Below are 22,613 nucleotides of genomic sequence, written 5' to 3'. Positions count from 1 at the left end.
CCTGCTGTCTATTATTGCATCATCATTTTGCCAACTGGTAAATTTTTTTTACGGTTCGTCAAAAAGTCCACGAGGAGATGTGCATGAACGAGTCACGACCGCAATCGATGGCGTCCTTCTGGATGCCATTCACGAATAACCGCGATTTCAAGCAACATCCACGCCTGCTGGTTTCGGCGGAAGGGATGTACTACAAGGACGTGGACGGCCGCAGCATCCTGGACGGCACGGCCGGCCTGTGGTGCGTGCCGTGCGGCCACGCGCAGCCGAAGATCGTCGCCGCAGTGCGCGAGATGGTGGGCCAGCTCGATTTCGCGCCGACCTTCCAGATGGGCCACCCGGCCGCTTTCGACCTCGCTGAAAAGCTGATGGAGTACACCAACCATCGCTACGGCCATGTGTTCTACACCAACTCCGGTTCCGAAGCGGTGGACACCGCGCTGAAGATCGCGCTGGCGTATCACAAGGCGCGCGGTGAAGCCAGCCGCACGCGCCTGATCGGCCGTGAACGCGGCTATCACGGCGTTGGCTTCGGCGGCATTTCAGTGGGCGGTATCGCCGGCAACCGCAAGCCGTATGGCGTGATGCTGCCGGGTGTCGATCACCTGCCGCACACGCATAATCTCGATAAGAACGCCTACTCGCGCGGCGAGCCGGAACACGGCGCCAACCTGGCCGATGAGCTGGAACGGATCGTCGCGCTGCACGACGCCTCGACCATCGCGGCGGTGATCGTCGAGCCGGTGGCTGGTTCCACCGGCGTACTGATTCCGCCCAAGGGTTATCTCAAGCGTCTGCGCGAGCTGTGCACCAAGCACGGCATCCTGCTGATCTTCGATGAAGTGATCACGGGCTTCGGCCGCTTGACCACGCCGTTCGCCGGCGATTACTTCGATGTCGAGCCGGACATGATGACCACCGCGAAGGGCCTCACCAACGGCACCATTCCAATGGGCGCGGTGTTCAGCAAACAGCACATCCATGACGCCTTCATGGACGCACCGGCCGGTATTGAGCTGTTCCACGGCTACACCTACTCGGGCCACCCGGTGGCCTGCGCTGCTTCGCTGGCGACGCTGGAAGTATTCAAGGAACAGAAGATCCTCGAACACGCCGCAGGCATGGCCGAGTACTGGGCCGACGCCGTGCACTCGCTGAAAGGCCTGCCGCATGTGATCGACATCCGCACCATCGGTTTGATCGCCGGTATCGAGCTGGCGCCGATTGCGGGCAAGCCCGGTGTGCGTGCGTTCACCGCATTCAAGAAAGCGTTCGAAGACGGCATCCTGATCCGCACCACCGGCGACATCATCGCGCTGTCGCCACCGCTGGTGCTGGAGAAAAAACATATCGATGAATTGTTCGGAAAGCTGAGGGAAGTACTTAAAAACCTAGATTAAAAAAATTATTTCCCCCGCGCAGCGGGGGAAATAATTCACTTAAAGGAGAAAACCATGCTGGTCGGCGTCCCAAAAGAGATCAAGAACCAGGAGTCCCGTGTTGGCCTTACCCCGGCCAGTGTCAAGGAACTCGTTTTGCGTGGTCATCAAGTACTGGTACAGAAAAACGCCGGCGCGGCCATCGGCCTTGCGGATGCGATGTATGAAGCATCCGGCGCCAGCATCGTCGAAGACGCGGCCGAGATTTTCGCCCGCGCCGAGATGATCGTGAAGGTGAAGGAGCCGCAACCGCAGGAATGCGCGATGCTGCGCAAGGACCAGATCCTGTACACCTATCTGCACCTTGCGCCGGACCCGGAGCAGACCAAAGCGCTGGTCAAATCCGGCGCAGTTTGCATCGCGTACGAAACCATCACCGGCGCCAACGGCGGCTTGCCGCTGCTGGCGCCGATGAGCGAAGTGGCGGGGCGCATGTCGATTCAGGCTGGCGCCGCGCACCTTGAAAAATCCAAGGGCGGCATGGGTTTGCTGCTGGGCGGCGTGCCGGGCGTGGCGCCGGGGCATATCGCGATTATCGGCGCCGGCGTGGTCGGCACCAATGCCTTGCAGATGGCGGTCGGCATCGGTGCGCGAGTGACGATTCTGGACAAGAACATCGACCGCCTGCGCCAACTGGACCTCGTGTACGGCAACCGCATCGCCACCATGTATTCCAACGCGCACTCGATCGAGGAAGCGGTGCTGGATGCGGACCTGGTGATCGGCGGCGTGCTGGTGCCCGGCGCGGCGGCGCCCAAGCTGGTCACCAAGTCCATGATCTCGCGCATGAAGCAAGGCGCGGTGGTGGTGGATGTGGCGATCGACCAGGGTGGCTGTTTTGAAACCTCGCACGCCACCACGCACGAGCAGCCGACGTATGTGGTGGACGGCGTGGTGCACTACTGTGTGGCGAATATGCCGGGCGCGGTGGCGCGCACTTCGACCTTCGCATTGAACAACGCAACGATAGGCCATGCGGTCGCGCTGGCCGACAAGGGCTGGCAGAAAGCACTGAAAGCCAACCCGCATTTGAAGAACGGTTTGAATGTTTGTCAGGGCCACGTTACTTATGAAGCGGTGGCGCACGGCCTTGGCTATACCTATGTAGACGCGGACAAGCTATTGGGCTAAGCCGCATATTTGAAAGAGCATCATGGATACCATCACCCATTTCATCAACGGCGTTAACGTCGATACGCAAAGCGGCCGCCATGCAGACGTGTTCAATCCAGCATTGGGTGAACCGGTCGCCAAAGTGGCGCTCGGCACGGTGGAGGAAGTCGACGCCGCCGTGCGCGCGGCGGAGCAGGCGTTCCCTGCGTGGTCTGCCACGCCGCCGCTGACGCGCGCACGTGTGCTGTTCAAGTACCTGCAACTGTGCCAGCAGCACACCGACGACTTCGCGGCGCTGATCACGCGCGAGCATGGCAAGACCTTCGCCGATGCGCAGGGCGAAGTGGCGCGCGGTATCGAGATGGTGGAGTTCGCGGTCGGCATTCCGCAAATGCTGAAGGGCGAATTCACCGATCAGATCTCGCGCGGTATCGATGCATGGTCGATGCGGCAATCGCTGGGTGTGGTGGCCGGTATCACGCCGTTCAATTTCCCGGTAATGGTGCCGATGTGGATGTTCCCGATTGCGATCGCATGCGGGAACACTTTTGTGCTCAAGCCTTCCGAGCGCGATCCATCGCCGTCGCTGCTGCATGCGCGCCTGTTGAAGGAAGCCGGTTTGCCGGACGGCGTGTTCAATGTCGTGCAGGGCGATAAGGTGACGGTGGATGCGCTGCTCGATCATCCGGTGGTGCAGGCAGTGAGCTTCGTCGGTTCGACGCCGATTGCGGAATACATCTACTCGCGCGGCAGCGCATCGGGCAAGCGCGTGCAGGCTTTGGGTGGCGCCAAGAATCACATGGTGGTGATGCCGGATGCCGACATGGAGATGACGGTTGATGCGCTGATGGGCGCCGCTTTCGGCTCAGCCGGTGAACGCTGCATGGCGATCTCCGTGGTCGTCGCCGTCGGCGATGCGGGCGACAAGATTGTCGATGCACTGGCAAAGCGCACCGCTGCACTGAAAGTGCGCGACGGCATGGCGTCGGATGCAGAAATGGGGCCTGTCGTTACCAGCGCAGCCAAGCAGCGTATAGAGCGCTTGATTGGCGAAGGTGTTGAGCAAGGCGCGAAGCTGGTGGTCGATGGACGTAATCTCAAAGTACCGGGACGCGAGAACGGCTTCTTTGTCGGCGGTACTTTATTCGATCATGTCACGCCGGATATGACGATCTACAAGGAAGAGATTTTCGGCCCGGTGCTGTGCATGTTGCGCTCTCCCGATGTGGGCAGTGCGGTGGAGCTCATCAACCGCAACGAGTACGGCAACGGTGTGGCGATCTACACGCGCGACGGCGGCGTGGCGCGCGAGTTCGTGCGACAGATCCAGGTCGGCATGGTAGGCGTGAATGTGCCGCTGCCGGTACCGATGGCGTTCAATAGTTTCGGTGGATGGAAGCGCAGCTTGTTCGGCGATCATCACGCATACGGTCCGGAAGGCGTGCGCTTCTACACGCGCCACAAAGCGGTGATGCAGCGCTGGCCGAATACCGCCAGCGCTGGCGCAGAATTTGCATTCCCCCAGATGAAATAATTCTCTAGGAACTATCATGATTCTCGAATCGCTAAGCTACCTGCCGAAATCGAAGGAAGCCAATGAATCACTGGCGAAACACTTCACCGACCTTGCGCCTGCATTGAACGCGCGGCAGGCTGCAATCGAAAGCTCGCGCTGCCTGTATTGCTACGATGCGCCGTGCACGCGCATCTGCCCATCGGATATCGATGTGGCGAGTTTTATCCGTAACATCCACGATGAAAACATCAACGGCGCGGCCGCCGGCATCCTGAAGCAGAACATCCTTGGCGGCAGCTGCTCGCGTGTCTGTCCGACCGAAATCCTGTGCGAGGACGCCTGCGTGCGCAATCACGACGCGGAAGGGCAGCCGGTGAAAATCGGCCTGCTGCAACGCTACGCGATCGACAACATGCAGTTTGAAGAACATCCATTCCAGCGCGCCGCTTCCACCGGCAAGAAGATCGCCGTGGTGGGCGCAGGTCCTGCAGGCCTGTCGTGCGCACACCGCCTGGCCATGCTGGGTAACGATGTGGTGATCTACGAAGCGAAAGAAAAATCCGGCGGCCTCAATGAATACGGCATCGCCAAGTACAAGCTGACCGATAACTTCGCGCAGAAGGAAGTGGACTTCCTGCTGCAAATCGGCGGCATCACCATCAAGCACGGGCAGACGCTGGGCGGCAACGTTCAGCTTAAAGACCTGCACGCCCAATACGACGCCGTGTTCCTCGGCCTGGGCCTTGGCGCCAGCAAGCAAATGGGCCTGACCGGTGAAGATGCACCGGGCCTGCTGGCCGCCGTCGACTACATCGCCGCGCTGCGCCAATCGGACGATTTGAGCCAACTGCCGGTGCCGTCGCGCGCCATCGTCATCGGTGCCGGCAACACGGCCATCGACATGGCGGTGCAAATCCAGCGCCTTGGCGCGGAAGAAGTCACGCTGGTCTACCGTCGCGGCTTTGAAGCGATGAGCGCCACCGGACACGAACAGCACATCGCAAAAGAGAATCAAGTCCGCATGCGCACCTGGGCGCAGCCGCAGCAAGTGCTGCTGGACGAAGCAGGCCGCGTGCGCGGCATGCGCTTCGAGAAAACGGCGGTGGTGAACGGCCGCTTGTCCGGCACTGGCGAAACCTTCGAGATCGCGGCCGACGCCATCTTCAAGGCCATCGGCCAGAGCATGGACGAAACGAGCATCAGCGATCCGCTGGCGAAAACGCTGAAACGCGACGGTGACAAAATCCACGTCGACGATCAGTTCCGCACAGTGCTGCCGCGTATCTACGCCGGCGGCGACTGTGTGGCGCCCGGACAGGATCTGACCGTGCAAGCGGTCCAACATGGCAAGCTGGCGGCACATGCCATCCACGCCGATATCAACGGTATGAAGGAGGCTGCATAATGGCTGACCTGAGCATAGAATTCTGCGGCATCAAGTCCATCAATCCATTCTGGCTGGCCTCTGCGCCGCCGACGGACAAGGCCTACAACGTGGTGCGCGCATTTGAAGCCGGATGGGGTGGCGTGGTGTGGAAAACGCTGGGCGAGGATCCTGCTGCCGTCAACGTATCGTCGCGCTACTCGGCGCATTACGGCAAGAACCGCGAAGTCCTCGGCTTCAACAACATCGAACTGATTACCGACCGCTCGCTGGAAATCAACCTGCAGGAAATCACACAGGTGAAGAAGGACTGGCCGGATCGCGTCATCATCGTGTCGCTGATGCTGCCGTGCGAAGAAGCGCTGTGGGCCGAGATCATGCCGAAAGTGGAAGCCACCGGCGCCGACGGCATCGAGCTGAATTTCGGCTGCCCGCACGGCATGCCGGAACGGGGCATGGGTGCGGCAGTGGGGCAGGTTCCCGAGTACGTTGAGATGGTGACGCGCTGGTGCAAGACGCACAGCAAGCTGCCGGTCATCGTCAAGCTCACGCCGAACATCACCGACGTGCGCGCACCGGCGCGCGCTGCAAAAGCTGGCGGCGCGGATGCAGTCTCGCTGATCAACACCATCAACTCGATTACGCATCTGGACCTGGACCAGATGGTGGCCTTCCCGATCGTCGGCGGCGCCAGCACGCACGGCGGCTACTGCGGCTCCGCCGTGAAGCCGATAGCGCTCAACATGGTGGCCGAGATTGCACGCGATCCGCAAACGGCGGGCCTGCCGATTTCCGGCATCGGTGGCATCGGCAACTGGCGCGATGCGGCGGAGTTCATGGCGCTGGGCGCGGGCTGTGTGCAGGTCTGCACGGCGGCCATGCTGCACGGCTTCCGCATCGTCGAAGAGATGAAGGATGGCCTGTCGCGCTGGATGGACCAGAAAGGCTACAAGAGCATCAGCGAATTCCAGGGCAAGGCGGTGCCTAACACCACTGACTGGAAATACCTCGACATGAATTATCAGGTGATCGCGCAGATCAATCAGGATGACTGCATCAAGTGCGGCCGCTGCTATGTGGCGTGCGAAGACACTTCGCACCAGTCGATCAACCAGCTGATCGACGCCGCCACCGGCACGCGCACCTATGAAGTCAACAAGGAAGAATGCGTTGGGTGTAATCTGTGCGAGATCACCTGTCCGGTGCAGGGTTGCATCACGATGGTGCCGCAGAATACCGGCAAGCCCTACATGAACTGGACGCAGGATCCTCGCAATCCACGCGCGGAAAATGTGAAGGTGGCCGAAACAGCTTAGTATCAACCTAGGTATGAAACTTGCAACGATAAAGGGATACTAACTTTTTTGGAGAACGCCTTGAGCACAGAACCTTCTGGCAGCACGCAACTCTGGAACGAAGACCTCGCACCGACCACGGAAGCGCAGCGCACCTGGCGCTGGTATCACTTCTCGGCGCTGTGGGTTGGCATGGTGATGTGCATTCCGGCCTACACTTTGTCGGCCAGCCTGATTGAAGGCGGCATGTCGGGCTACCAGGCTGTGTTGACGGTGTTCCTCGCCAACGCGATTGTGCTGCTGCCGATGCTGTTGATCGGCCATGCCGGCACCAAGTACGGCATTCCGTACGCGGTGCTGGCGCGTGCTTCGTTCGGCACGTCCGGCGCGCGTTTGCCGGCGCTGATGCGCGCCATCGTCGCTTGCGGTTGGTATGGCATCCAGACCTGGTTCGGCGGCTCGATGATCTACACGCTGCTGGGCGTAATGGCCGGCGGCGATATCGGCGGCGACAAGATCGCGGGCCTCGGCATCAACGGCGGCCAGCTGCTTTGCTTCCTCGCGTTCTGGGCCATCCAGTTCTACTACATCGTGCACGGGATGGATGCGATCCGCAAGCTGGAAACCTATACCGCACCGCTGAAGATCGTGATCTGCTTCGTGCTGCTGGCGTGGGTGCACAGCAAGGCTGGCGGCTTTGGCGAGTTGTTGTCGGCACCTTCGCAGTTCGTTGAAGGCGGCAAGAAGGCAGGCCAGTTCTGGTCGACCTTCTGGCCTTCGCTGACGGCGATGGTCGGCTTCTGGGCCACGCTGGCGCTGAACATTCCGGACTTTACCCGCTTCGCCAAAACGCAGCGCGACCAGGTGATCGGCCAGACCGTTGGCCTGCCGGTGCCTATGGGCCTGCTGGCCGCGCTGGCGGTGATCGTGACTTCGGCCACGGTGGTCTTGTACGGCAAGGCGATCTGGGATCCGGTGGATCTGTCCAGCCGCATGACCGGCGCTGCCGTGCTGGTGGCGCTGCTGATTTTGTTGATCGATACGGTATCGGTCAATCTGGCGGCCAATCTGGTTGGCCCGGCCTACGATTTCTCGGCGCTGGCGCCGAAGAAGATCAGCTACAAAACCGGCGGCTACATCACCGCAGGCATCGCCATCCTGATGATGCCGTGGAAGATCCTTGAGTCGACGCAGGGCTACATCTTCACCTGGCTGATCGGCTACTCGGCGCTGCTCGGCCCTATCGCCGGCGTGCTGATTGTCGACTACTACTTTGTACGCAAGACCGAGCTGAATGTGGCCGAGCTGTATCGTGAAGACGGCCAGTACTCGTATGGCAAGGGCTGGAATATGGCGGCGCTGGTGGCGTTCGTGATTGGCGTGCTGCCTAATATTCCGGGCTTCCTGAACGCCGCATTCCCGGCTTCCTTCCCGGACGTGTCGGACACGTTCAAAACGATTTATACCTATGCATGGTTCGTTGGCATCGCCATTTCGGCCGTCGTGTATGGGGTTATGATGAAAGGGAAGACCGTGCCCGCAGTGCGCGCGCCGGCCCACCCGTAAGGAGACGCTTATGAAAACAATCATCCGTGGCGGCACCGTTGTGAATGCCGATCGCGCTTTCCGTGCCGACGTGCTGTGCGAAGGCGACAAGATCATCGCGGTCGGCGAGAGCCTCGACGTACCGGCCGGCGCCAAGGTGATCGACGCCGGCGGCCAGTACGTGATGCCGGGCGGGATCGATCCGCACACGCACATGAACCTTCCGTTCATGGGCACGGTGACGCAGGATGATTTCTACACCGGCACCGCCGCAGGGCTGGCTGGTGGCACCACCACCATCATCGATTTTGTGATTCCATCGCCAAAGCAGAACCTGATCGAGGCCTATCACCAGTGGCGCGAGTGGGCCAGGAAATCGGCCGGCGATTACACCTTCCATGTGGCGATTACGTGGTGGGACGACACCGTGCACCGCGACATGGGGGTGCTGGTGCGCGATCATGGCGTCAACAGTTTCAAGCACTTCATGGCGTACAAGAACGCCATCATGGCCGACGATGAAACGCTGGTGAAGAGCTTCCGCCGCTGCCTGGAGCTGGGCGCGATGCCGACCGTGCACGCGGAGAACGGCGAACTGGTTTATCAGCTGCAGCAGGACCTGCTCAAGCGCGGCCTGACCGGGCCAAGCTCGCATCCGCTGTCGCGACCTCCGGAAGTGGAGGCGGAAGCGGCCAACCGCGCGATTGCGATTGCCAACGTGCTGCATACGCCGGTGTACATCGTGCACGTCTCGTGCGAGGAATCGCTGGAAGCCATCACCCGTGCCCGCGCGCACGGCCAGCGCGTCTACGGCGAAGCGCTGGCTGGCCACTTGATCGTGGACGACAGCGTGTATCAAAGCGATGATCTTGAATTCGCTGCAGGGCACGTGATGAGCCCTCCGTTCCGCAGCAAGCATCACCAGAAGGCCTTGTGGCAAGGGCTGCAGGGCGGGAACCTGCACACCACCGCCACCGACCACTGCACCTTCTGCGCCGGGCAGAAAGCGGCTGGCAAGGACGACTTCACCAAGATCCCGAACGGCTGCGGCGGCGTGGAAGACCGCATGTCGGTGATCTGGGATGCTGGCGTGAATAGTGGTTTGCTGACGCCGTCGGAGTTCGTCAGGGTCACGTCGGCCAACGCGGCGCAAATCTTCAACATTTATCCGCGCAAAGGCGTGGTCGCGCCGGGCGCGGATGCGGACTTGGTGGTGTGGGATCCGGAAGGAACCCGCACCATCTCCGCATTGACCCAGTTCGCCAAAGGCGGCTTCAATGTCTTCGAGGGCCGCACCGTGCGCGGCATCCCGAGCACCACGCTGGCTGCCGGTAACGTCGTGTTTCATCGCGGCGTGCTGATGGCGCAGGAAGGTGCTGGCCGCTACATCAATCGACCGGCGTTCAAGGCTACGTCGGCGCGCTAAGGAGCTACACATGAAAATTAATGGTGACCGCCTGTGGGCATCGCTGATGGAACTGGCGAAGATCGGCGCGACGGAAAAGGGCGGCGTCAAGCGCCTGGCGTTGACGGATCTGGATAAACAAGGGCGTGACCTGGTGGTCGGCTGGGGCAGGGAGGCTGGTTTGTCGATCACGATCGACCAGATCGGCAACGTCTTCATGCGCCGCGACGGCACCAACAACGCGCTGCCGCCGGTGATGACCGGCAGCCATATCGACACCCAGCCAACCGGTGGTAAATTCGACGGCAACTACGGCGTGCTGGCCGGCCTGGAAGTAGTGCGCACGCTGAATGACCTCAAGATCAAAACCGAAGCGCCTATCGAAGTCGCGTTCTGGACCAACGAGGAAGGCTCGCGCTTCGTACCGGTGATGATGGGCTCCGGCGTTTTCTGCGGCGCGTTCTCTTTGGAGACGGCTTACGCGGCGCGCGATGTCGATGGCAAGTCGGTAGGCGAAGAACTGGAGCGCATCGGCTACAAAGGCCCGCAGGTGCCGGGCGACCATCCGATCGGCGCTTACTTCGAGACGCACATCGAACAAGGCCCGGTGCTGGAAGACGCCGACAAGGTAATCGGCGTGGTGCCCGCCGTGATGGGCCTCTCGTGGTACGACTGCGTGGTGACCGGCATGGAAGCCCACGCCGGGCCGACGCCGATGGGGTTACGCAAAGACGCGCTGCAAGTCTCGACCCGCATCATGCAGGAGGTGGTGGCCATCGCCAACCGCTATCCGCCTTATGGACGCGGTACGGTCGGCATGGTGCAGGTGTTCCCGAACAGCCGCAACGTGATTCCAGGCGAGGTCAAATTCAGCATCGACCTGCGCAACGTGAACGATGAACTGCTCAACACCATGCACGAAGAGATGTTGGCCTTCATCGACAAGACCCGCAGCGAAACCGGCTTGAAAATTTCGATCGAGCGCGTGTCCTACTATCCGCCGTGTCCATTCCATCCGGAGTGCGTGGACGCGGTGCGCAATGCCACCGCCAAGCTGGGATACTCGACAATGGATGTGGTGTCCGGCGCGGGACACGATGCCATCTACGCCGCGCGGCTTGCGCCGGCCGGGATGATCTTTGTTCCCTGCAAGGATGGCATCAGCCACAATGAAATCGAAGATGCCAAGGCAGAGCATCTTGAGGCAGGATGCAACGTCTTGCTGCACGCCATGCTGGAGCGTGCACGGGTGGTTTGACCGAAAAGCGGACGGGGGGCATACTGGTAGCTTCATACCCAGCTATCGGCTGCGTCCCCGCCGCTTTCATCATGCAAGAACCTCTTAAGTCCCATACCGAAGCGTTGCAGGCGGCGTGTCTCACCGCTACGCTGGAAAGTATCTCGGATGCGGTCCTGATTCTTGGACACCGATGGGAAATCCGCTACATGAACGGCAACGCGGAGCGCCTGACGAAGGTCGCGCGCGAGGAAGTGATTGGGCGCTGCATCTGGGATGTATTCCCGGAGGCGGTGAACGGTCCGTACTACCATGCCTATCACAAGGCGGTGACAAGCAATCAGCCGGTGTCATTCGAGGAGCACTACGCGCCGCTGGATTTGTGGACCGAGATCCGCGCCTATCCATCGGAAGAAGGCTTGACCATCTACTTCCGCGATATCAGCGACCGCAAGGCGACCGAAGCGGAAATTCATCGCATGGCGTTCTACGACAAGCTGACCGGCCTGCCGAACCGGCGGCTGCTGCTGGACCGTCTTGAGCACGCGCTGGCGTTGGGGCAGCGTACCGGCCGTCCCGGTGCGACGCTGTTCATCGACCTTGATCACTTCAAGAGCATCAACGACACGCGCGGGCATGACAAGGGCGATATCCTGCTGCAGCAGGTAGCCGACCGGCTGGACGCCGCCGTGCGCAGCTGCGACACCGTGGCGCGTTTCGGCGGTGATGAATTCGTGGTGCTGTTGGAAGACCTGGGTACCGACGCGGCGGCGGTGGCGCGCGATATCGCGTCCAAGCTGCTGGAGGCGTTTCATGCGCCGTTCGATGTCGAGGGTGTGGAGCATTACAGCACGCCGAGCGTCGGCGTGGCGCTGTTCGGGCGTGAGCGTGTGAGCATCGATGAGGTGTTGAAACGCGCGGACCTGGCGATGTACCAGGCCAAGGCGGCAGGCCGCAATTGCGTGTCCTTCTTCGATCCTATGATGGAGGAGCGGGTGTCGGCGCGGGCGGTGCTGGAATCAGACATGCGGCGTGCGCTGGCAAACAATGAATTCGAGCTGCATTACCAGCCGCTGGCGTCGATCGAGGGCAAGCTGGCCGGCGTGGAGGCGCTGGTGCGCTGGCGCCATCCGCAGCGCGGCCTGGTGCCGCCGGCCGAGTTTATCCCGGTGGCGGAAGAAACCAATATGATCCTGCATCTTGGCTGCTGGGTGCTGATGGAAGCTTGCCGCCTGCTGGCGCGTTGGGCTGGCGACGAGCGCACGGCAAAGCTGGAGATGGCGGTGAATGTCAGCGCCACGCAGTTTCATCGGCCGGATTTTGCCGACCAGGTGCTGGCGGTGCTCAAGCAGACCGGCGCGCGGCCGGAGCGCCTGCGGCTGGAGGTGACCGAAAGCCTGCTGCTCACGGATGTGGAAGGCACGGTCCTCAAGATGCAGCGATTGCGCGAGACGGGTGTGCGCTTTGCGGTGGACGATTTCGGCACCGGCTATTCGTCGCTGTCCTATTTGCACCGGCTGCCGCTGTCGCAGTTGAAGATCGACCGCTCCTTTATCTGGGACGCGCAGAAGGAAGGGCACGGCGCCGCCATCGTGCGCATGATCGTCGCCCTTGGCAAGACGCTCGGCATGTCGGTGCTGGCGGAAGGCGTGGAGACGCCGGAGCAGCTGGCGTTTGTCATGGATGAAGGCTGCCATTTCTACCAGGGCTACTTGTACAGCAAGCCGCTGCCGGAGGATCACCTGGCGGTGTTTATTTCATGACGCATACCGTTCCTCAGCAAGCTCACCTCAATTGAAATCGCCGCATGGGCGCTCGCGACTTCGCTGCGACGGAGGCATGCTATAGCGGGCGCCTGTTTACGCGTGAGAACGAATGTCCTTCAGCCTTGAGTAGGTCGCACCAATAGGTTAAAGGGTGTGTTGCCACATCTGATTCTGGGCGAGTGTGGAAAAGCGCCATACGAAATCATATGGCGCTTATGTGTTAGCTGAACAAGCTCAGTTGATTTGGAAGTGAGCGCCAATGTTGACAAACATTCTCCAACCGCCCGAAGCGGAAGCGAATATATTGCCTAACAAAGACGGTCTTCACCTTACTTGTTGCGAAGCGCATGATTGTTCTCCAATGGGTTGGAGGACATTTGGCTTGCCCACGGCTTTAGCATAGTTTACACTACAGAAGTCCCGTCAAAGACATATAAAAGCGTGGGTGGTGAGGTAGTCCTCATCGCCGCACCAAGGTGAAAATCAGTTGATCGCTAATAAGGTCATAAGGTTGTTTGCCATATACGATCCCTCCTTAACAGCACTCCATTGCTGCTTATGGTCTGCTTATGCAGATGGGTGAAAAATGTACTCATACGAGTACCTCGCAATTCCAGCAGCTGCCTCCGCCACAGAGTTCAAGCTGCTGGTTTTTTTTTGCTATTAGCTTTTAAAACTCTTCCATCTATTAATGTAGACGGTAATCATACTTTGAAGCATGGCCCAATCATCTGCATCTAAGTCGGCCGGCACAATGACTTTGACGCTAGACTTTCCTGGTATAGGGATTTCAAATCGCTCCGTGTCTGAATCTTCGTCGCCATCAATCTTATCCTGAGGTGGCGGCGGGTCTCCTTTGTCTTTAGACCTTCCATTTCTCTTTGTCACTGACTGTCGCGGAGTAGTCGGTGGCTTAATGTGCGTGGAGACCTTAATGTTCGCTTCCTTTGCCGCTGCGAGAAAAAAAGCTACGGTCTTCGTAATGGTGCTTCCGGTGATGTCCAATTTTCTGAACTTTTCAGTCATCTCACCACTAGTCGCCTTTTCCAAGTCGAAGTCGAGATCTGAGAACAAAAAATCGTACGACCGCTTCAATATCGCTGCAAAAATTTCTTTTCTTCCAGCGTCATCTTTCATGACTAGATCATGGAATTGCTGATAGGGCTTTCCTGCATCGTCAATGAGAGCCAAGTACTTTAGCGCAGCAAGCATCCCCGAGGTTTGGGAGCCTGACGCTTTGGGCATGAGTGTCTTATCAATCCTTGTAGGAACGTGACTATGCTCACGCAATTGATTCAGAAAATTAACAAAGGAAGAGAAAGAGATGATGGGTGGGGTCAGCGTTTTTTCAGGTTTAGAAGCCATTAGGAATCCTTTTCTCTGCGCACGATGAACATAGAATACATGGGTTGTTGGGACGTTGCAATACGCAGAGCACCATATTTTTGAATTTTCTGCGCGAGTATGATTTTCTGTGGCGCCTCTGTGGGATTCGACCTGCTAACCACTCAATTCATTTGCATCGTGGAAATATGTTCACTTATGAAGTTCTTCAATTCTCAATTTTCAATGTAAGCATATGAAAAATAAGGGATTTTTTTATGGAAATCATTTCATGGTATTTTTTCTTTTGTTTTTTATCGCCAAAAAAATCATTTTTTTTCTATGCTTTTCCGGATCGTTTAAACGGAGCGACGCAGAATTTGCGTTTTTGACGAAATTTTTTGAATCCGAATTTCACAGCGAAGAGTGCTTTCTTTGAGGTTCGCTTGCCGTAATGCTGGTTTTGAAAGTATGGGAGGTAAGGTAAGTCTCAGACGAGGAATGTGGGTCTTTGCGATTCCGAAAGGATTTATGGTGACTGGCTTGCTTGTGGGCCTAGCCTGCTGCTATGCAGAGTAGCGGGATTTTGGTGAGCATCCGCCTCCGTGCTGTTTTGATGTCTTTTTTGGGTAGGGGAGGTGCGGATGAGGTGTGTAGTGATATTGGGCTATCATTGAGACACTTTTAAATTGTCAAATTAATGTCCATTCCGGCAAAAAGACTCCGGAATGCTGTTCAAAAATCATGTACACGAATTCTCAGCAAGCTTACGTCGACGGGAATCACCACATGGCTGCCGGCGATCTTGCGGCGGCCGAGGCGTGCTATTTGCAGGTGCTGGATGAGCAACCGTGGCACGCGGCGGCGCGCGCGAATCTCGGCTACCTGAAGGAACAGCTGGGCGCCGCTGCGGAAGCGGAGTTCCACTATCGCCAGGCGATTGCGTTGATGCCGGATCACGCGCAGCTGCAGCAGAATCTCGGCGCGCTGCTGCTGAAGGAAAAGCGTTTTGCAGAATCGGAAGCGGCCATGCGTGCAGCGCTGGCGCTGGCGGAGGATGATGCGTCCGCGTCGAGCCAGCTTGGCGTGCTGCTGGCGTGTACCCATCGTGAGCAGGAGGCGGAGGATTGTTATCGGCGTGCGCTGGCGATCGATCCGGCGCATGCGCGTGCGCAGTTCAACCTCAGTTACCTGCTGCTGCGGCAGGCGCGCTTTGAAGAGGGCTGGCGCATGCTGGAAGCGCGCTGGCAATTCGACCGGTTTCCGCTGTCCTTTGATTGTCCGTTCTGGGAGGGCGAGCCGTTGGACGGCAAGTCGATTGTCATTGGGCTGGAAGCGGGGCACGGCGACATGATTCACTTCTGCCGCTACGCTGTACTGCTCAAGGAGCGCGGGGCGGTGGTGTCGGTGGTGTGTCATCCGGCCTTGCGGCGATTGTTCGCCACGCTGCCGGGCGTGGACCATGTGCACGCGCTGGGCGATGCGCTGCCCGGCGGCTGGGATTACTGGACGCGGCCCATGCGCTTGCCGGGAATGTTCGGTACCACGATGGCGACGATTCCGGCGGCCGTGCCGTACCTGCATGCGCAGCCGGAGCTGGTCGAACATTGGCGCGGCGTGTTGCCGCAGGACGGCTTGCGCGTCGGCCTTGTATGGCGCGGCAACGGCAACTTCGAGAACGATGCCGACCGCTCGCTGCCATCGCTCATGTCGCTCGCACCGCTTGCCGCAGCGGGGCTGCATTTCGTCAGCCTGCAAAAGGGAGCGGGCGAGGATGAGGCTTTGCTGCCGCCGGCGGGAATGGCGCTGCATCCTGTCGGCCCGTTGCTGGCCGACTTCGCGGACACCGCCGCTGTCATCGCCAATCTGCATCTCGTCATCAGCGTCGATACGGCGGTGGCGCACCTGGCCGGCGCGATGGACAAGCCTTGCTGGCTGCTGCTGCCCGACTATCGCTGCGACTGGCGCTGGATGAAGGACCGCGACGACACGCCGTGGTATCCCACCATGCGCCTGTTCCATCAGCCGCGCGATGGCGGCTGGGCGCCGGTCATCGCGCAGGTGGCGGCAGCGTTGCGTGAGCTGGCTACCTGATCAATCGCGATAACTGCGCAGGAAGTCCAGCAGCACGCGGGCGGCGATGTCGGCATCGTCAGCCGTCATGGTCTCCAGCGGGTTGTGGCTGATGCCGCCGTTGCCGCAGCGCGTGAACAGCATGGCGACATCGGTAATGGCGGCCATCGCCATCGCATCGTGTCCGGCGCCGGACAGTAGGTCGAAGCGCGGCAGGCCGGCGCGTTCGATGGCGTTGCCGAATTGCTGCATCAGGCGCGGCGCGCACGGCGCGGCCTTGGCGTCGACGATGGGCTGCAAACTGAATTCCACCTGGCGGCGCGCGCAGATGGCGGCGATGCCGTCCAGTACATCCTTCACTGCGGCCAGGCGCACGGCATCGTCGGCAGCGCGGATGTCGAGCGACAGCTTGCACGCGCCGGGAATCACGTTGACCGAACCGCCCGGTACTTGCAGCTGGCCGACGGTGCCAACCAGCGACGGCGCCTGCGCGCAGCGCTGCTCGACCAGCAGCACGATTTCCGCCGCCGCTGCGGCAGCGTCCTTGCGCATGCTCATCGGCGTAGTGCCTGCGTGGCTGGCCAGACCGGTCAGTTCGACCAGATAACGTGAGCTGCCGGCAATCGCCGTCACCACGCCCAGCGCCAGATCGCGTTCCAGCAGCACCGGGCCTTGTTCTATATGGACTTCCACAAAGCCCAGCAGATCGGCCGGGTTGCGGGCAATCGCCGGGATACGCGTCACGTCATGGCCGGCGGCCAGCAGCGCATCGCGCATGCTCACGCCATCGGCGTCGGTCTGGTCCAGCAGCGACAGGTCGAAGCGGCCGGTGACGGCGGTGCTGCCGAGGAAGGTGCTCTTGAAGCGCACGCCTTCTTCTTCCGCGAAGCCGACGATCTCAAAATGGAAGGGCAGCTTTTCGCCGCGCTGGTGCAGGTGGCGCACCAGCGCGATCGGCAGCAGGATGCCGAGGCGGCCGTCGTACTTGCCGCCGTTGCGCACGGTGTCGTAGTGCGAACCGGTCATCAGCGTTTTGGCGTTCGGCGCGTCGGAACGGTAGACGCCGACCACGTTGCCGACGGCGTCAATGTGTGCGTCCATGCCGGCCGCGCGCATCCAGTCCAGCAGTTGGGCGGCGGTCTGGCGATGGGCGGGCGTCATGTAGGCGCAGGTCAGCGGGCCGCTGTCGTCATCGCTCCAAGCGGCCAGTTCTTCGCTCCACTGCATGATGGCCGGGCCGAATTCCAGCTGCACCGACAGCAGGTCGTTGAGGCGGATTTCGGCGATGCGCTTGATCTGGCGCAGGCATTCGGCGATTTCGTCGGCGCGCTGGTTTTTCAGGCGACGCTTGAAGGTGGCGATGATGACTTGCCGCGTCAGTCCTTGCCCGGTCGGGCCTTTCACCGCGAGGATGAAGGGGAAGCCAAATTTGGCGTTGTAGTCGGCATTCAGCTGGTGCAGCGTGGCGAATTCCTCTGCACTGCAAAGGTGCAGGCCGGACTTGGCTTGCTCGCTGGTCGACTCGGCGGTGAGTTCTCCGGCCACGGCGGCCTTGCCCGCCAGTTCAGGATGGGCGCGGATCAGGCCCAGTTGCTCATCCAGTGTGGCGGTGCTGACCACGGACTGCAAGGCCAGCTTCAGCGCGGTCTCGTTGACGAAGGGACGCTGGGCGGCGGCGCGCTCCGGTATCCACGGCGAGTGCTCGTAGATGCCGCGCAGGCGGTCGATGAAGGTGGCGGTGTCGCAGCTATTGAGGTCGGAGAATGTGGTCATCATAGCTTCCATCATAACGTGCCGGCGACGCCGCGATATATGCGGTATGGCCTAAGCTTTATAAGCCTTCGCCTATTTCTGCGCCAGCGCCTTGGCCGCCGCCGCTACCTGCTCGCGCAGCCACTTGTGCTCCGGCGCTTGGTGCACGCGCTCGTGCCACAACTGGTAGAAGCGCATCGCCGGGAACTTGATCGGGACGGCGTAGGTTTTCAGCGGCATCTGCTTTTCGTAGTGACGCACGAACTGGCTGCCGGTGGTCAGCACCAGGTCGGTCTGCGCCAGCATATTGGGGATCAGGCCGAAGTAGGCCGATTCCACCATCACGTTGCGCTGCAGGCCCTGGCGCTCGAGATAGTCGTCGATCACGCCGTGGTAGCCGGGCAGGATCTGTGTCGGCGCCACGTGCGGCAGCGTGAGGTAGTCGTCCATCGTCATCTTGTCGCTGGCGGTACGCAGCGCGTACGGGCAGTCGGCCCGCATCACGCAGATGATGGGATCCTCGAACAGCTTGGACATGTGCAGGTGTTCGGGCGGCTCGTCCCAATTGGCGATGACCAGGTCCATGTCGCCGTCCGACAGCAGTCGCACGTAGTCCACGCCCGGCCCGAGTCCGTGGATTTTTATGCGGCTGTTGGGCGAGCCGCGACGCAGCAGGGCCACCAGATTGGGCAGGAACTGGCTGTCCAGATAATCCGGCGCGGCCACGTGGAAGGTGCGTGCTTCTTCCTGTGGCACGAAAGGTGCCTTCTTCAGGAACAGGTTCTCGGTTTCGTCGAGAATGCGCTTTGCTGGTGCAAGCAGGCTTTCACCATGCTGGGTCGGCACCATGCCGCGCGCGCCGCGCACCAGCAGGGGATCGCCGGTCAGCTCGCGCAGCTTGCGCAGCGAGGCGGAGATCGAGGGCTGCGGCTGATTCAGCTTGAGGGCGACGCGGGAGACGTTTTTCTCGACCAGCAGCAGGTAGAGAATACGGATCAGGTGAAGGTCCAGGTGTTGCGGCAAAGCGGACATGGGCGGGCTAACGTTATACGGGATCGAATATGTCTAATATACTCTAATGTTCATGTAGCAGGAATCAAATCCGTTTATCTTCTGTAAATTAGCCACATCCTTGACCTGATAAAAATACATGGAATACCTGATCCCGTACGGCCTTGAATGGGCCAATCTTCTTGTGCGCTGGCTGCATATCATCACCGGCATCGCATGGATAGGCGCCTCGTTCTACTTTGTGTGGCTGGATAACTCGATCCGTCCTCCGGCGCCGGGATCGGAGCTGGCGAAGAAGGGCGTATCGGGCGAGCTGTGGGCGGTGCATGGCGGCGGTTTCTATAATCCGCAGAAGTATCTGGTGGCGCCGGCCGAGCTGCCGAAGGAACTGCACTGGTTTAAATGGGAAGCGTATTCCACCTGGCTGTCCGGCATCGCGCTGCTGACCATCGCCTACTACTTCAACGCGCAAGCGATGATGATCGATAAATCGGTGGCGGACCTCACCAGTTTGCAAGCGGTGGGCATCGGCATCGGTACGCTGGTCGTCGGCTGGACCGTGTACGACCTGCTGTGCCGCTCCCCGCTGGGCAAACACGATGCGGCGTTCGGTATCGTGATTTTCGCGCTGATTACCGCTGCCGCGTATGGCCTGACGCATGTGCTGAGCGGCCGCGCAGCCTACATCCATATCGGTGCGCTGATCGGCACCATCATGGTCGGCAATGTGCTGATGCTGATTATTCCCGGCCAGCGCAAGATGGTGGAAGCCATGTCGGCCGGCCGCATGCCGGACCCGATACACGGCCAGAAGGCCAAGCAGCGTAGCGTGCACAATAACTACTTCACGTTGCCGGTGCTGTTCATCATGATCAGCAACCACTATGCGATGACTTACCGGAACGACCATGCATGGCTGGTGCTGGCCTTTATCATGGCGGCGGGCGTGTTCATTCGCCACTTCTTCAACCTGCGCCACAAGGGCCGCGTGGAATGGCGTTATCCTGCGATCGGCGTGGCGCTGCTGGCTGCCGTGGCGGTGGCGATTGCGCCGCCGAAGCCGGCGCCGGTGGTGGCGGCTGCCGATCCTGCGGCGGAATTCGCCAAGGTGAAAGCGGTGATTGATGCGCGCTGCCTGGCGTGCCATGCCGCGCACCCAACGCAGCCCGGCTTCGCTGCCGCGCCGCTGGGCGTCGCCTTCGACACGGCAGACCAGATCCACCAGAACGCGGAAAAAATCTACAAGCAGGTAGTGCAGACCAAGGCCATGCCGCTGGCTAACCTGACCAATATGACCGACGCCGAGCGCGCGCAGATCGCTGCGTGGTACGAGTCCGGCGCAAAATGAGGGAACACGAAATGAGCAAGGAAAAACTGGCGCAGTGGATCGACGCGCACTTCGATGAAGAAGTCGGCGTGCTGCAGCAGCTGCTGCGCGTGCCGACCGATACGCCGCCGGGCAACAACGCGCCGCATGCGGAGGTGGTGGCGGATCTGGTGAAGGCTTATGGCTGGAGCGCCGAGAAGCACACGGTGCCCGAGCAGACCGTGCGCGATTACGGCATGGAGAGCATCACCAACCTGATCGTGCGCCGTCCTTACGCGGCGGGCGGTCCGACCGTGGCGTTGAACGCGCACGGCGATGTGGTGCCGCCGGGCGACAACTGGACCTATCCGCCATACGGCGGCGTGGTCGATAACGGCTTTATCTACGGGCGTGCGGCTGCGGTGTCGAAGTGCGACTTCGCCACCTACATCTTCGCGGTGCGCGCGCTGGAAGCGCTGGGCGTGCCTTTGAAAGGCGGGCTGGAACTGCACTTCACCTATGACGAGGAGTTCGGCGGCCTGCTCGGGCCGGGCTGGCTGCTGGAACAAAAACTGACCAAGCCGGATTTCGTGATCGCGGCGGGATTCAGCTACAACATCGTCACCGCGCATAACGCCTGCTTGCAACTGGAGATCACGGTGCATGGCAAGTCCGGACACGGCGCGATGCCGGAAACGGGGCACGATGCATTGCAGGCCGCGACCCGCATCCTCAACGCCATCTATGGCCAGTTGCCGGAGCTGAAGAAGATCAAATCGAAAATCGCCGGCATCGACTCGCCGACCATGCTGGTGGGCCGCATCGACGGCGGCACCAACACCAACGTGGTGCCGGGTAAAGTCACGCTGAAGATGGACCGCCGCATGATTCCGGAAGAAGATCCGGTGGAAGTGGAAGCGCAAGTGCGCGCGCTGATCGCCGACGCGGTGCAGGGCGTGCCGGGCATCACGCTGGAAATCAAGCGCCTGCTGCTGTCGCATGCGCTGCGCGAACGTCCGGGCACGGAAAAGCTGGTGGCCAGCATCCAGCAGAATGCCGAAACCTTCATCGGCGAAAAAATCCCGGCGCAAGGCACGCCGCTGTATGCGGACGCGCGCCTGTACGGCGAACACGGGATTCCGGCGGTGCTGTACGGCGCCGGCCCGCGCACCGTGCCCGAGTCCAACGCCAAGAAGGCCGATGAACGTCTTAATCTGGAAGATCTGCGCAAGGCGACGAAGGTGGTAGCATGCACCTTATTCGACTTCCTTGGAGCGTGAGATGTATTCTAAAAAGCTGATGGCCGGCTGGGGCGATATGGATTTCAACAGCCATATGCGCAATACCGCCTTCCTCGATAAATCCGGCGATGTGCGCATGCTGTTCCTGTCGGAGCATGGCTTTCCGATGAGTGAATTCATGCGCCTGAATATCGGCCCGGTGGTGATGAAGGACGAAATCGGCTACGTCAAGGAAGTGCTGCTGCTGGAAGAGATCACTGTGACGCTGTCGCTGGCTGGGTTGGCGGAAGACGGCAGTCGCTGGATCCTGCGTTCCGACATCATTCGCCCCGACGGCAAGCTGGCCGCGCGCGTGAACAGCACCGGCGGCTGGCTGGATCTCGGTGCCCGCAAGCTGATCGCGCCGCCGCCGACGTTGATGGCAACGTGGCAGCTGCTGGAAAAGACCGAGGACTTCGTGGAGCTGCCGTCCAGCGTCAAGGCGAAATAAAGTACTTCTTGTGTAGCCGGGCTCTCAAGCCTTGCGCGTTCAGGCGCCTGACTGCCTCGCTGATGGCTGGCGCCATGACAGCATAGTCCTTGCCGAGGTAGATGTGCAGCGACAGTTCGTTGAGCGGTTTGCCCAGACGGCCTTGCGGCAGCAGCGCCCTTGCTTCCGGGCCGAGGGCGCCGTCGTCGAACACGCAAGCCTGATCGCGCCCGTTCAGCACCATTTGCAGACAGGCCGCCACCGTTTGCACGTCATGCGGCTTTACCGCTGGCTTCAGCGCTTCCAATCTTTTTTGATAGTAGTAGACGCCGCGCTGGTAGCTGACGGTAAGCAGCTTGCTCTCCACTTCCTCCCAGCTATTGATCTCCGGCCGGTTGGCGCGCGTGAACATATAGGTGCGCAGGATGATGAAGGGTTCTTCCACGCGCTGATATTCCGGGTGAAGCTCCTTATACTCCTTCACCCTTCCCAGTTCGCCGACGATGCTGCCATCGGCCAGCATGGCCGCGCCGCGTCTGCCGGGCAGGCTTTGCAACTGGCAGCGCTGATGGATCTCGACGCACAAATTCTGCAGGTATTCGGCGGCGTAGCCGTAAGCGGAGGAGGCACGTTCGTGGGTGGTGCCGAAGATCAGCGTGTCCGGGCCTTGCGCCTGCGCGGTGCAGCAGATGAACAACGCGGCGAGGGCGTGGCTGGGGCGAACGGGCACTGGCTGTC

17 protein-coding genes are annotated in these 22,613 nt (G+C 60.5%); 13 read left to right on the top strand and 4 right to left on the bottom strand.

What is annotated here, in order from left to right; translation table 11 throughout:
• Nucleotides 1-83 precede the first annotated feature (83 nt).
• The 9 genes from BMZ70_RS20400 (at nucleotide 84) to BMZ70_RS20360 (ending at nucleotide 12,697) form a co-directional block, all read left to right on the top strand.
• Nucleotides 84-1,400 (top strand): omega-aminotransferase AptA, encoded by a 1,317-nt coding sequence (locus BMZ70_RS20400; protein WP_092278842.1) that lies wholly within the window; start codon nucleotides 84-86, stop codon nucleotides 1,398-1,400.
• 54 nt (nucleotides 1,401-1,454) lie between these two features.
• Entirely contained in the window at nucleotides 1,455-2,570 is a 1,116-nt protein-coding gene (ald, locus tag BMZ70_RS20395) for an alanine dehydrogenase (protein WP_092278840.1), read from the top strand.
• Between the two features lie 22 nt (nucleotides 2,571-2,592).
• Nucleotides 2,593-4,086, top strand: a complete 1,494-nt coding sequence (locus tag BMZ70_RS20390; RefSeq protein WP_092278838.1) for a CoA-acylating methylmalonate-semialdehyde dehydrogenase — start codon at nucleotides 2,593-2,595, stop codon at nucleotides 4,084-4,086.
• 16 nt (nucleotides 4,087-4,102) lie between these two features.
• Nucleotides 4,103-5,473, top strand: a complete 1,371-nt coding sequence (locus BMZ70_RS20385; protein ID WP_092278836.1) for an NAD(P)-dependent oxidoreductase — start codon at nucleotides 4,103-4,105, stop codon at nucleotides 5,471-5,473.
• A complete protein-coding gene (preA, locus tag BMZ70_RS20380; RefSeq protein WP_092278835.1) occupies nucleotides 5,473-6,768 on the top strand; it encodes an NAD-dependent dihydropyrimidine dehydrogenase subunit PreA in 1,296 nt (431 codons plus the stop codon). Before BMZ70_RS20385 ends, preA begins: the two co-directional genes overlap by 1 nt.
• 60 nt (nucleotides 6,769-6,828) lie before the next feature.
• The gene (locus BMZ70_RS20375; RefSeq protein ID WP_092278833.1) at nucleotides 6,829-8,313 is read left to right on the top strand and encodes an NCS1 family nucleobase:cation symporter-1; all 1,485 of its coding nucleotides are present in this window, start codon (nucleotides 6,829-6,831) and stop codon (nucleotides 8,311-8,313) included.
• Between the two features lie 10 nt (nucleotides 8,314-8,323).
• Nucleotides 8,324-9,718, top strand: coding sequence for a dihydropyrimidinase (gene hydA, locus BMZ70_RS20370; protein ID WP_092278831.1), 1,395 nt, complete (start codon nucleotides 8,324-8,326; stop codon nucleotides 9,716-9,718).
• 10 nt (nucleotides 9,719-9,728) lie between these two features.
• Nucleotides 9,729-10,955 carry a Zn-dependent hydrolase gene (locus BMZ70_RS20365; protein ID WP_092278829.1) on the top strand — a complete coding sequence of 409 codons (1,227 nt, stop codon included), beginning with the start codon at nucleotides 9,729-9,731 and terminating at the stop codon, nucleotides 10,953-10,955.
• A 71-nt stretch (nucleotides 10,956-11,026) separates the two neighbouring features.
• The gene (locus BMZ70_RS20360) at nucleotides 11,027-12,697 is read left to right on the top strand and encodes a putative bifunctional diguanylate cyclase/phosphodiesterase (RefSeq protein ID WP_092278827.1); all 1,671 of its coding nucleotides are present in this window, start codon (nucleotides 11,027-11,029) and stop codon (nucleotides 12,695-12,697) included.
• Between the two features lie 666 nt (nucleotides 12,698-13,363).
• Here BMZ70_RS20360 and BMZ70_RS20355 read toward each other — a convergent pair.
• Nucleotides 13,364-14,065: a DUF5343 domain-containing protein gene (locus tag BMZ70_RS20355; protein ID WP_092278825.1), complete on the bottom strand. Its 702-nt coding sequence runs from the start codon at nucleotides 14,063-14,065 to the stop codon at nucleotides 13,364-13,366.
• 702 nt (nucleotides 14,066-14,767) lie between these two features.
• Here BMZ70_RS20355 and BMZ70_RS20350 point away from each other — a divergent pair.
• A complete protein-coding gene (locus BMZ70_RS20350; RefSeq protein ID WP_092278823.1) occupies nucleotides 14,768-16,117 on the top strand; it encodes a tetratricopeptide repeat protein in 1,350 nt (449 codons plus the stop codon).
• Here the strand turns inward: BMZ70_RS20350 and BMZ70_RS20345 are convergent, their stop codons facing one another.
• Nucleotides 16,118-17,869, bottom strand: coding sequence for an allantoate amidohydrolase (locus BMZ70_RS20345; RefSeq protein WP_092279547.1), 1,752 nt, complete (start codon nucleotides 17,867-17,869; stop codon nucleotides 16,118-16,120). It abuts the gene before it with no gap.
• A 72-nt stretch (nucleotides 17,870-17,941) separates the two neighbouring features.
• Complete coding sequence (locus BMZ70_RS20340; protein WP_092278821.1) at nucleotides 17,942-18,880, bottom strand: LysR substrate-binding domain-containing protein; 939 nt, start codon at nucleotides 18,878-18,880, stop codon at nucleotides 17,942-17,944.
• A 118-nt stretch (nucleotides 18,881-18,998) separates the two neighbouring features.
• On the opposite strand from BMZ70_RS20340, the gene BMZ70_RS20335 reads away from it, so the two are divergent.
• The 3 genes from BMZ70_RS20335 to BMZ70_RS20325 are packed head-to-tail and all read left to right on the top strand — an operon-like array spanning nucleotide 18,999 to nucleotide 21,896.
• The gene (locus tag BMZ70_RS20335; RefSeq protein ID WP_092278819.1) at nucleotides 18,999-20,207 is read left to right on the top strand and encodes a urate hydroxylase PuuD; all 1,209 of its coding nucleotides are present in this window, start codon (nucleotides 18,999-19,001) and stop codon (nucleotides 20,205-20,207) included.
• A gap of 11 nt (nucleotides 20,208-20,218) precedes the next feature.
• Nucleotides 20,219-21,445 (top strand): M20/M25/M40 family metallo-hydrolase, encoded by a 1,227-nt coding sequence (locus tag BMZ70_RS20330; RefSeq protein ID WP_373922529.1) that lies wholly within the window; start codon nucleotides 20,219-20,221, stop codon nucleotides 21,443-21,445.
• Nucleotide 21,446: 1 nt separating this feature from the next.
• The gene (locus BMZ70_RS20325; protein WP_092278815.1) at nucleotides 21,447-21,896 is read left to right on the top strand and encodes a thioesterase family protein; all 450 of its coding nucleotides are present in this window, start codon (nucleotides 21,447-21,449) and stop codon (nucleotides 21,894-21,896) included.
• Here BMZ70_RS20325 and BMZ70_RS20320 read toward each other — a convergent pair.
• On the bottom strand, nucleotides 21,883-22,605 hold the full coding sequence (locus BMZ70_RS20320) for a substrate-binding periplasmic protein (RefSeq protein WP_130301093.1): 723 nt from the start codon (nucleotides 22,603-22,605) through the stop codon (nucleotides 21,883-21,885). The two genes, BMZ70_RS20325 and BMZ70_RS20320, sit on opposite strands and share 14 nt — an antisense overlap.
• Nucleotides 22,606-22,613: the final 8 nt, after the last annotated feature.

Origin of the sequence: Duganella sp. CF402, from assembly GCF_900109645.1 — a bacterium.
Taxonomy (GTDB): Bacteria; Pseudomonadota; Gammaproteobacteria; order Burkholderiales; family Burkholderiaceae_D; genus Rugamonas.
The sequence above is the reverse complement of the archived record's forward strand: the minus strand, read 5'-3'. Positions and strand labels throughout refer to the sequence as shown.

What these genes read in the sequence shown, in the direction of transcription:
- BMZ70_RS20325 (WP_092278815.1), top strand. Translation starts at nt 21,447, where the DNA reads ATGTATTCTAAAAAGCTGATGGCCGGCTGGGGCGATATGGATTTCAAC.
- preA (WP_092278835.1), top strand. Translation starts at nt 5,473, where the DNA reads ATGGCTGACCTGAGCATAGAATTCTGCGGCATCAAGTCCATCAATCCA.
- BMZ70_RS20360 (WP_092278827.1), top strand. Translation starts at nt 11,027, where the DNA reads ATGCAAGAACCTCTTAAGTCCCATACCGAAGCGTTGCAGGCGGCGTGT.
- BMZ70_RS20335 (WP_092278819.1), top strand. Translation starts at nt 18,999, where the DNA reads ATGGAATACCTGATCCCGTACGGCCTTGAATGGGCCAATCTTCTTGTG.
- BMZ70_RS20365 (WP_092278829.1), top strand. Translation starts at nt 9,729, where the DNA reads ATGAAAATTAATGGTGACCGCCTGTGGGCATCGCTGATGGAACTGGCG.
- BMZ70_RS20340 (WP_092278821.1), bottom strand. Translation starts at nt 18,880, where the DNA reads ATGTCCGCTTTGCCGCAACACCTGGACCTTCACCTGATCCGTATTCTC.
- ald (WP_092278840.1), top strand. Translation starts at nt 1,455, where the DNA reads ATGCTGGTCGGCGTCCCAAAAGAGATCAAGAACCAGGAGTCCCGTGTT.
- hydA (WP_092278831.1), top strand. Translation starts at nt 8,324, where the DNA reads ATGAAAACAATCATCCGTGGCGGCACCGTTGTGAATGCCGATCGCGCT.
- BMZ70_RS20355 (WP_092278825.1), bottom strand. Translation starts at nt 14,065, where the DNA reads ATGGCTTCTAAACCTGAAAAAACGCTGACCCCACCCATCATCTCTTTC.
- BMZ70_RS20385 (WP_092278836.1), top strand. Translation starts at nt 4,103, where the DNA reads ATGATTCTCGAATCGCTAAGCTACCTGCCGAAATCGAAGGAAGCCAAT.
- BMZ70_RS20350 (WP_092278823.1), top strand. Translation starts at nt 14,768, where the DNA reads ATGTACACGAATTCTCAGCAAGCTTACGTCGACGGGAATCACCACATG.
- BMZ70_RS20345 (WP_092279547.1), bottom strand. Translation starts at nt 17,869, where the DNA reads ATGACCACATTCTCCGACCTCAATAGCTGCGACACCGCCACCTTCATC.
- BMZ70_RS20400 (WP_092278842.1), top strand. Translation starts at nt 84, where the DNA reads ATGAACGAGTCACGACCGCAATCGATGGCGTCCTTCTGGATGCCATTC.
- BMZ70_RS20330 (WP_373922529.1), top strand. Translation starts at nt 20,219, where the DNA reads ATGAGCAAGGAAAAACTGGCGCAGTGGATCGACGCGCACTTCGATGAA.
- BMZ70_RS20390 (WP_092278838.1), top strand. Translation starts at nt 2,593, where the DNA reads ATGGATACCATCACCCATTTCATCAACGGCGTTAACGTCGATACGCAA.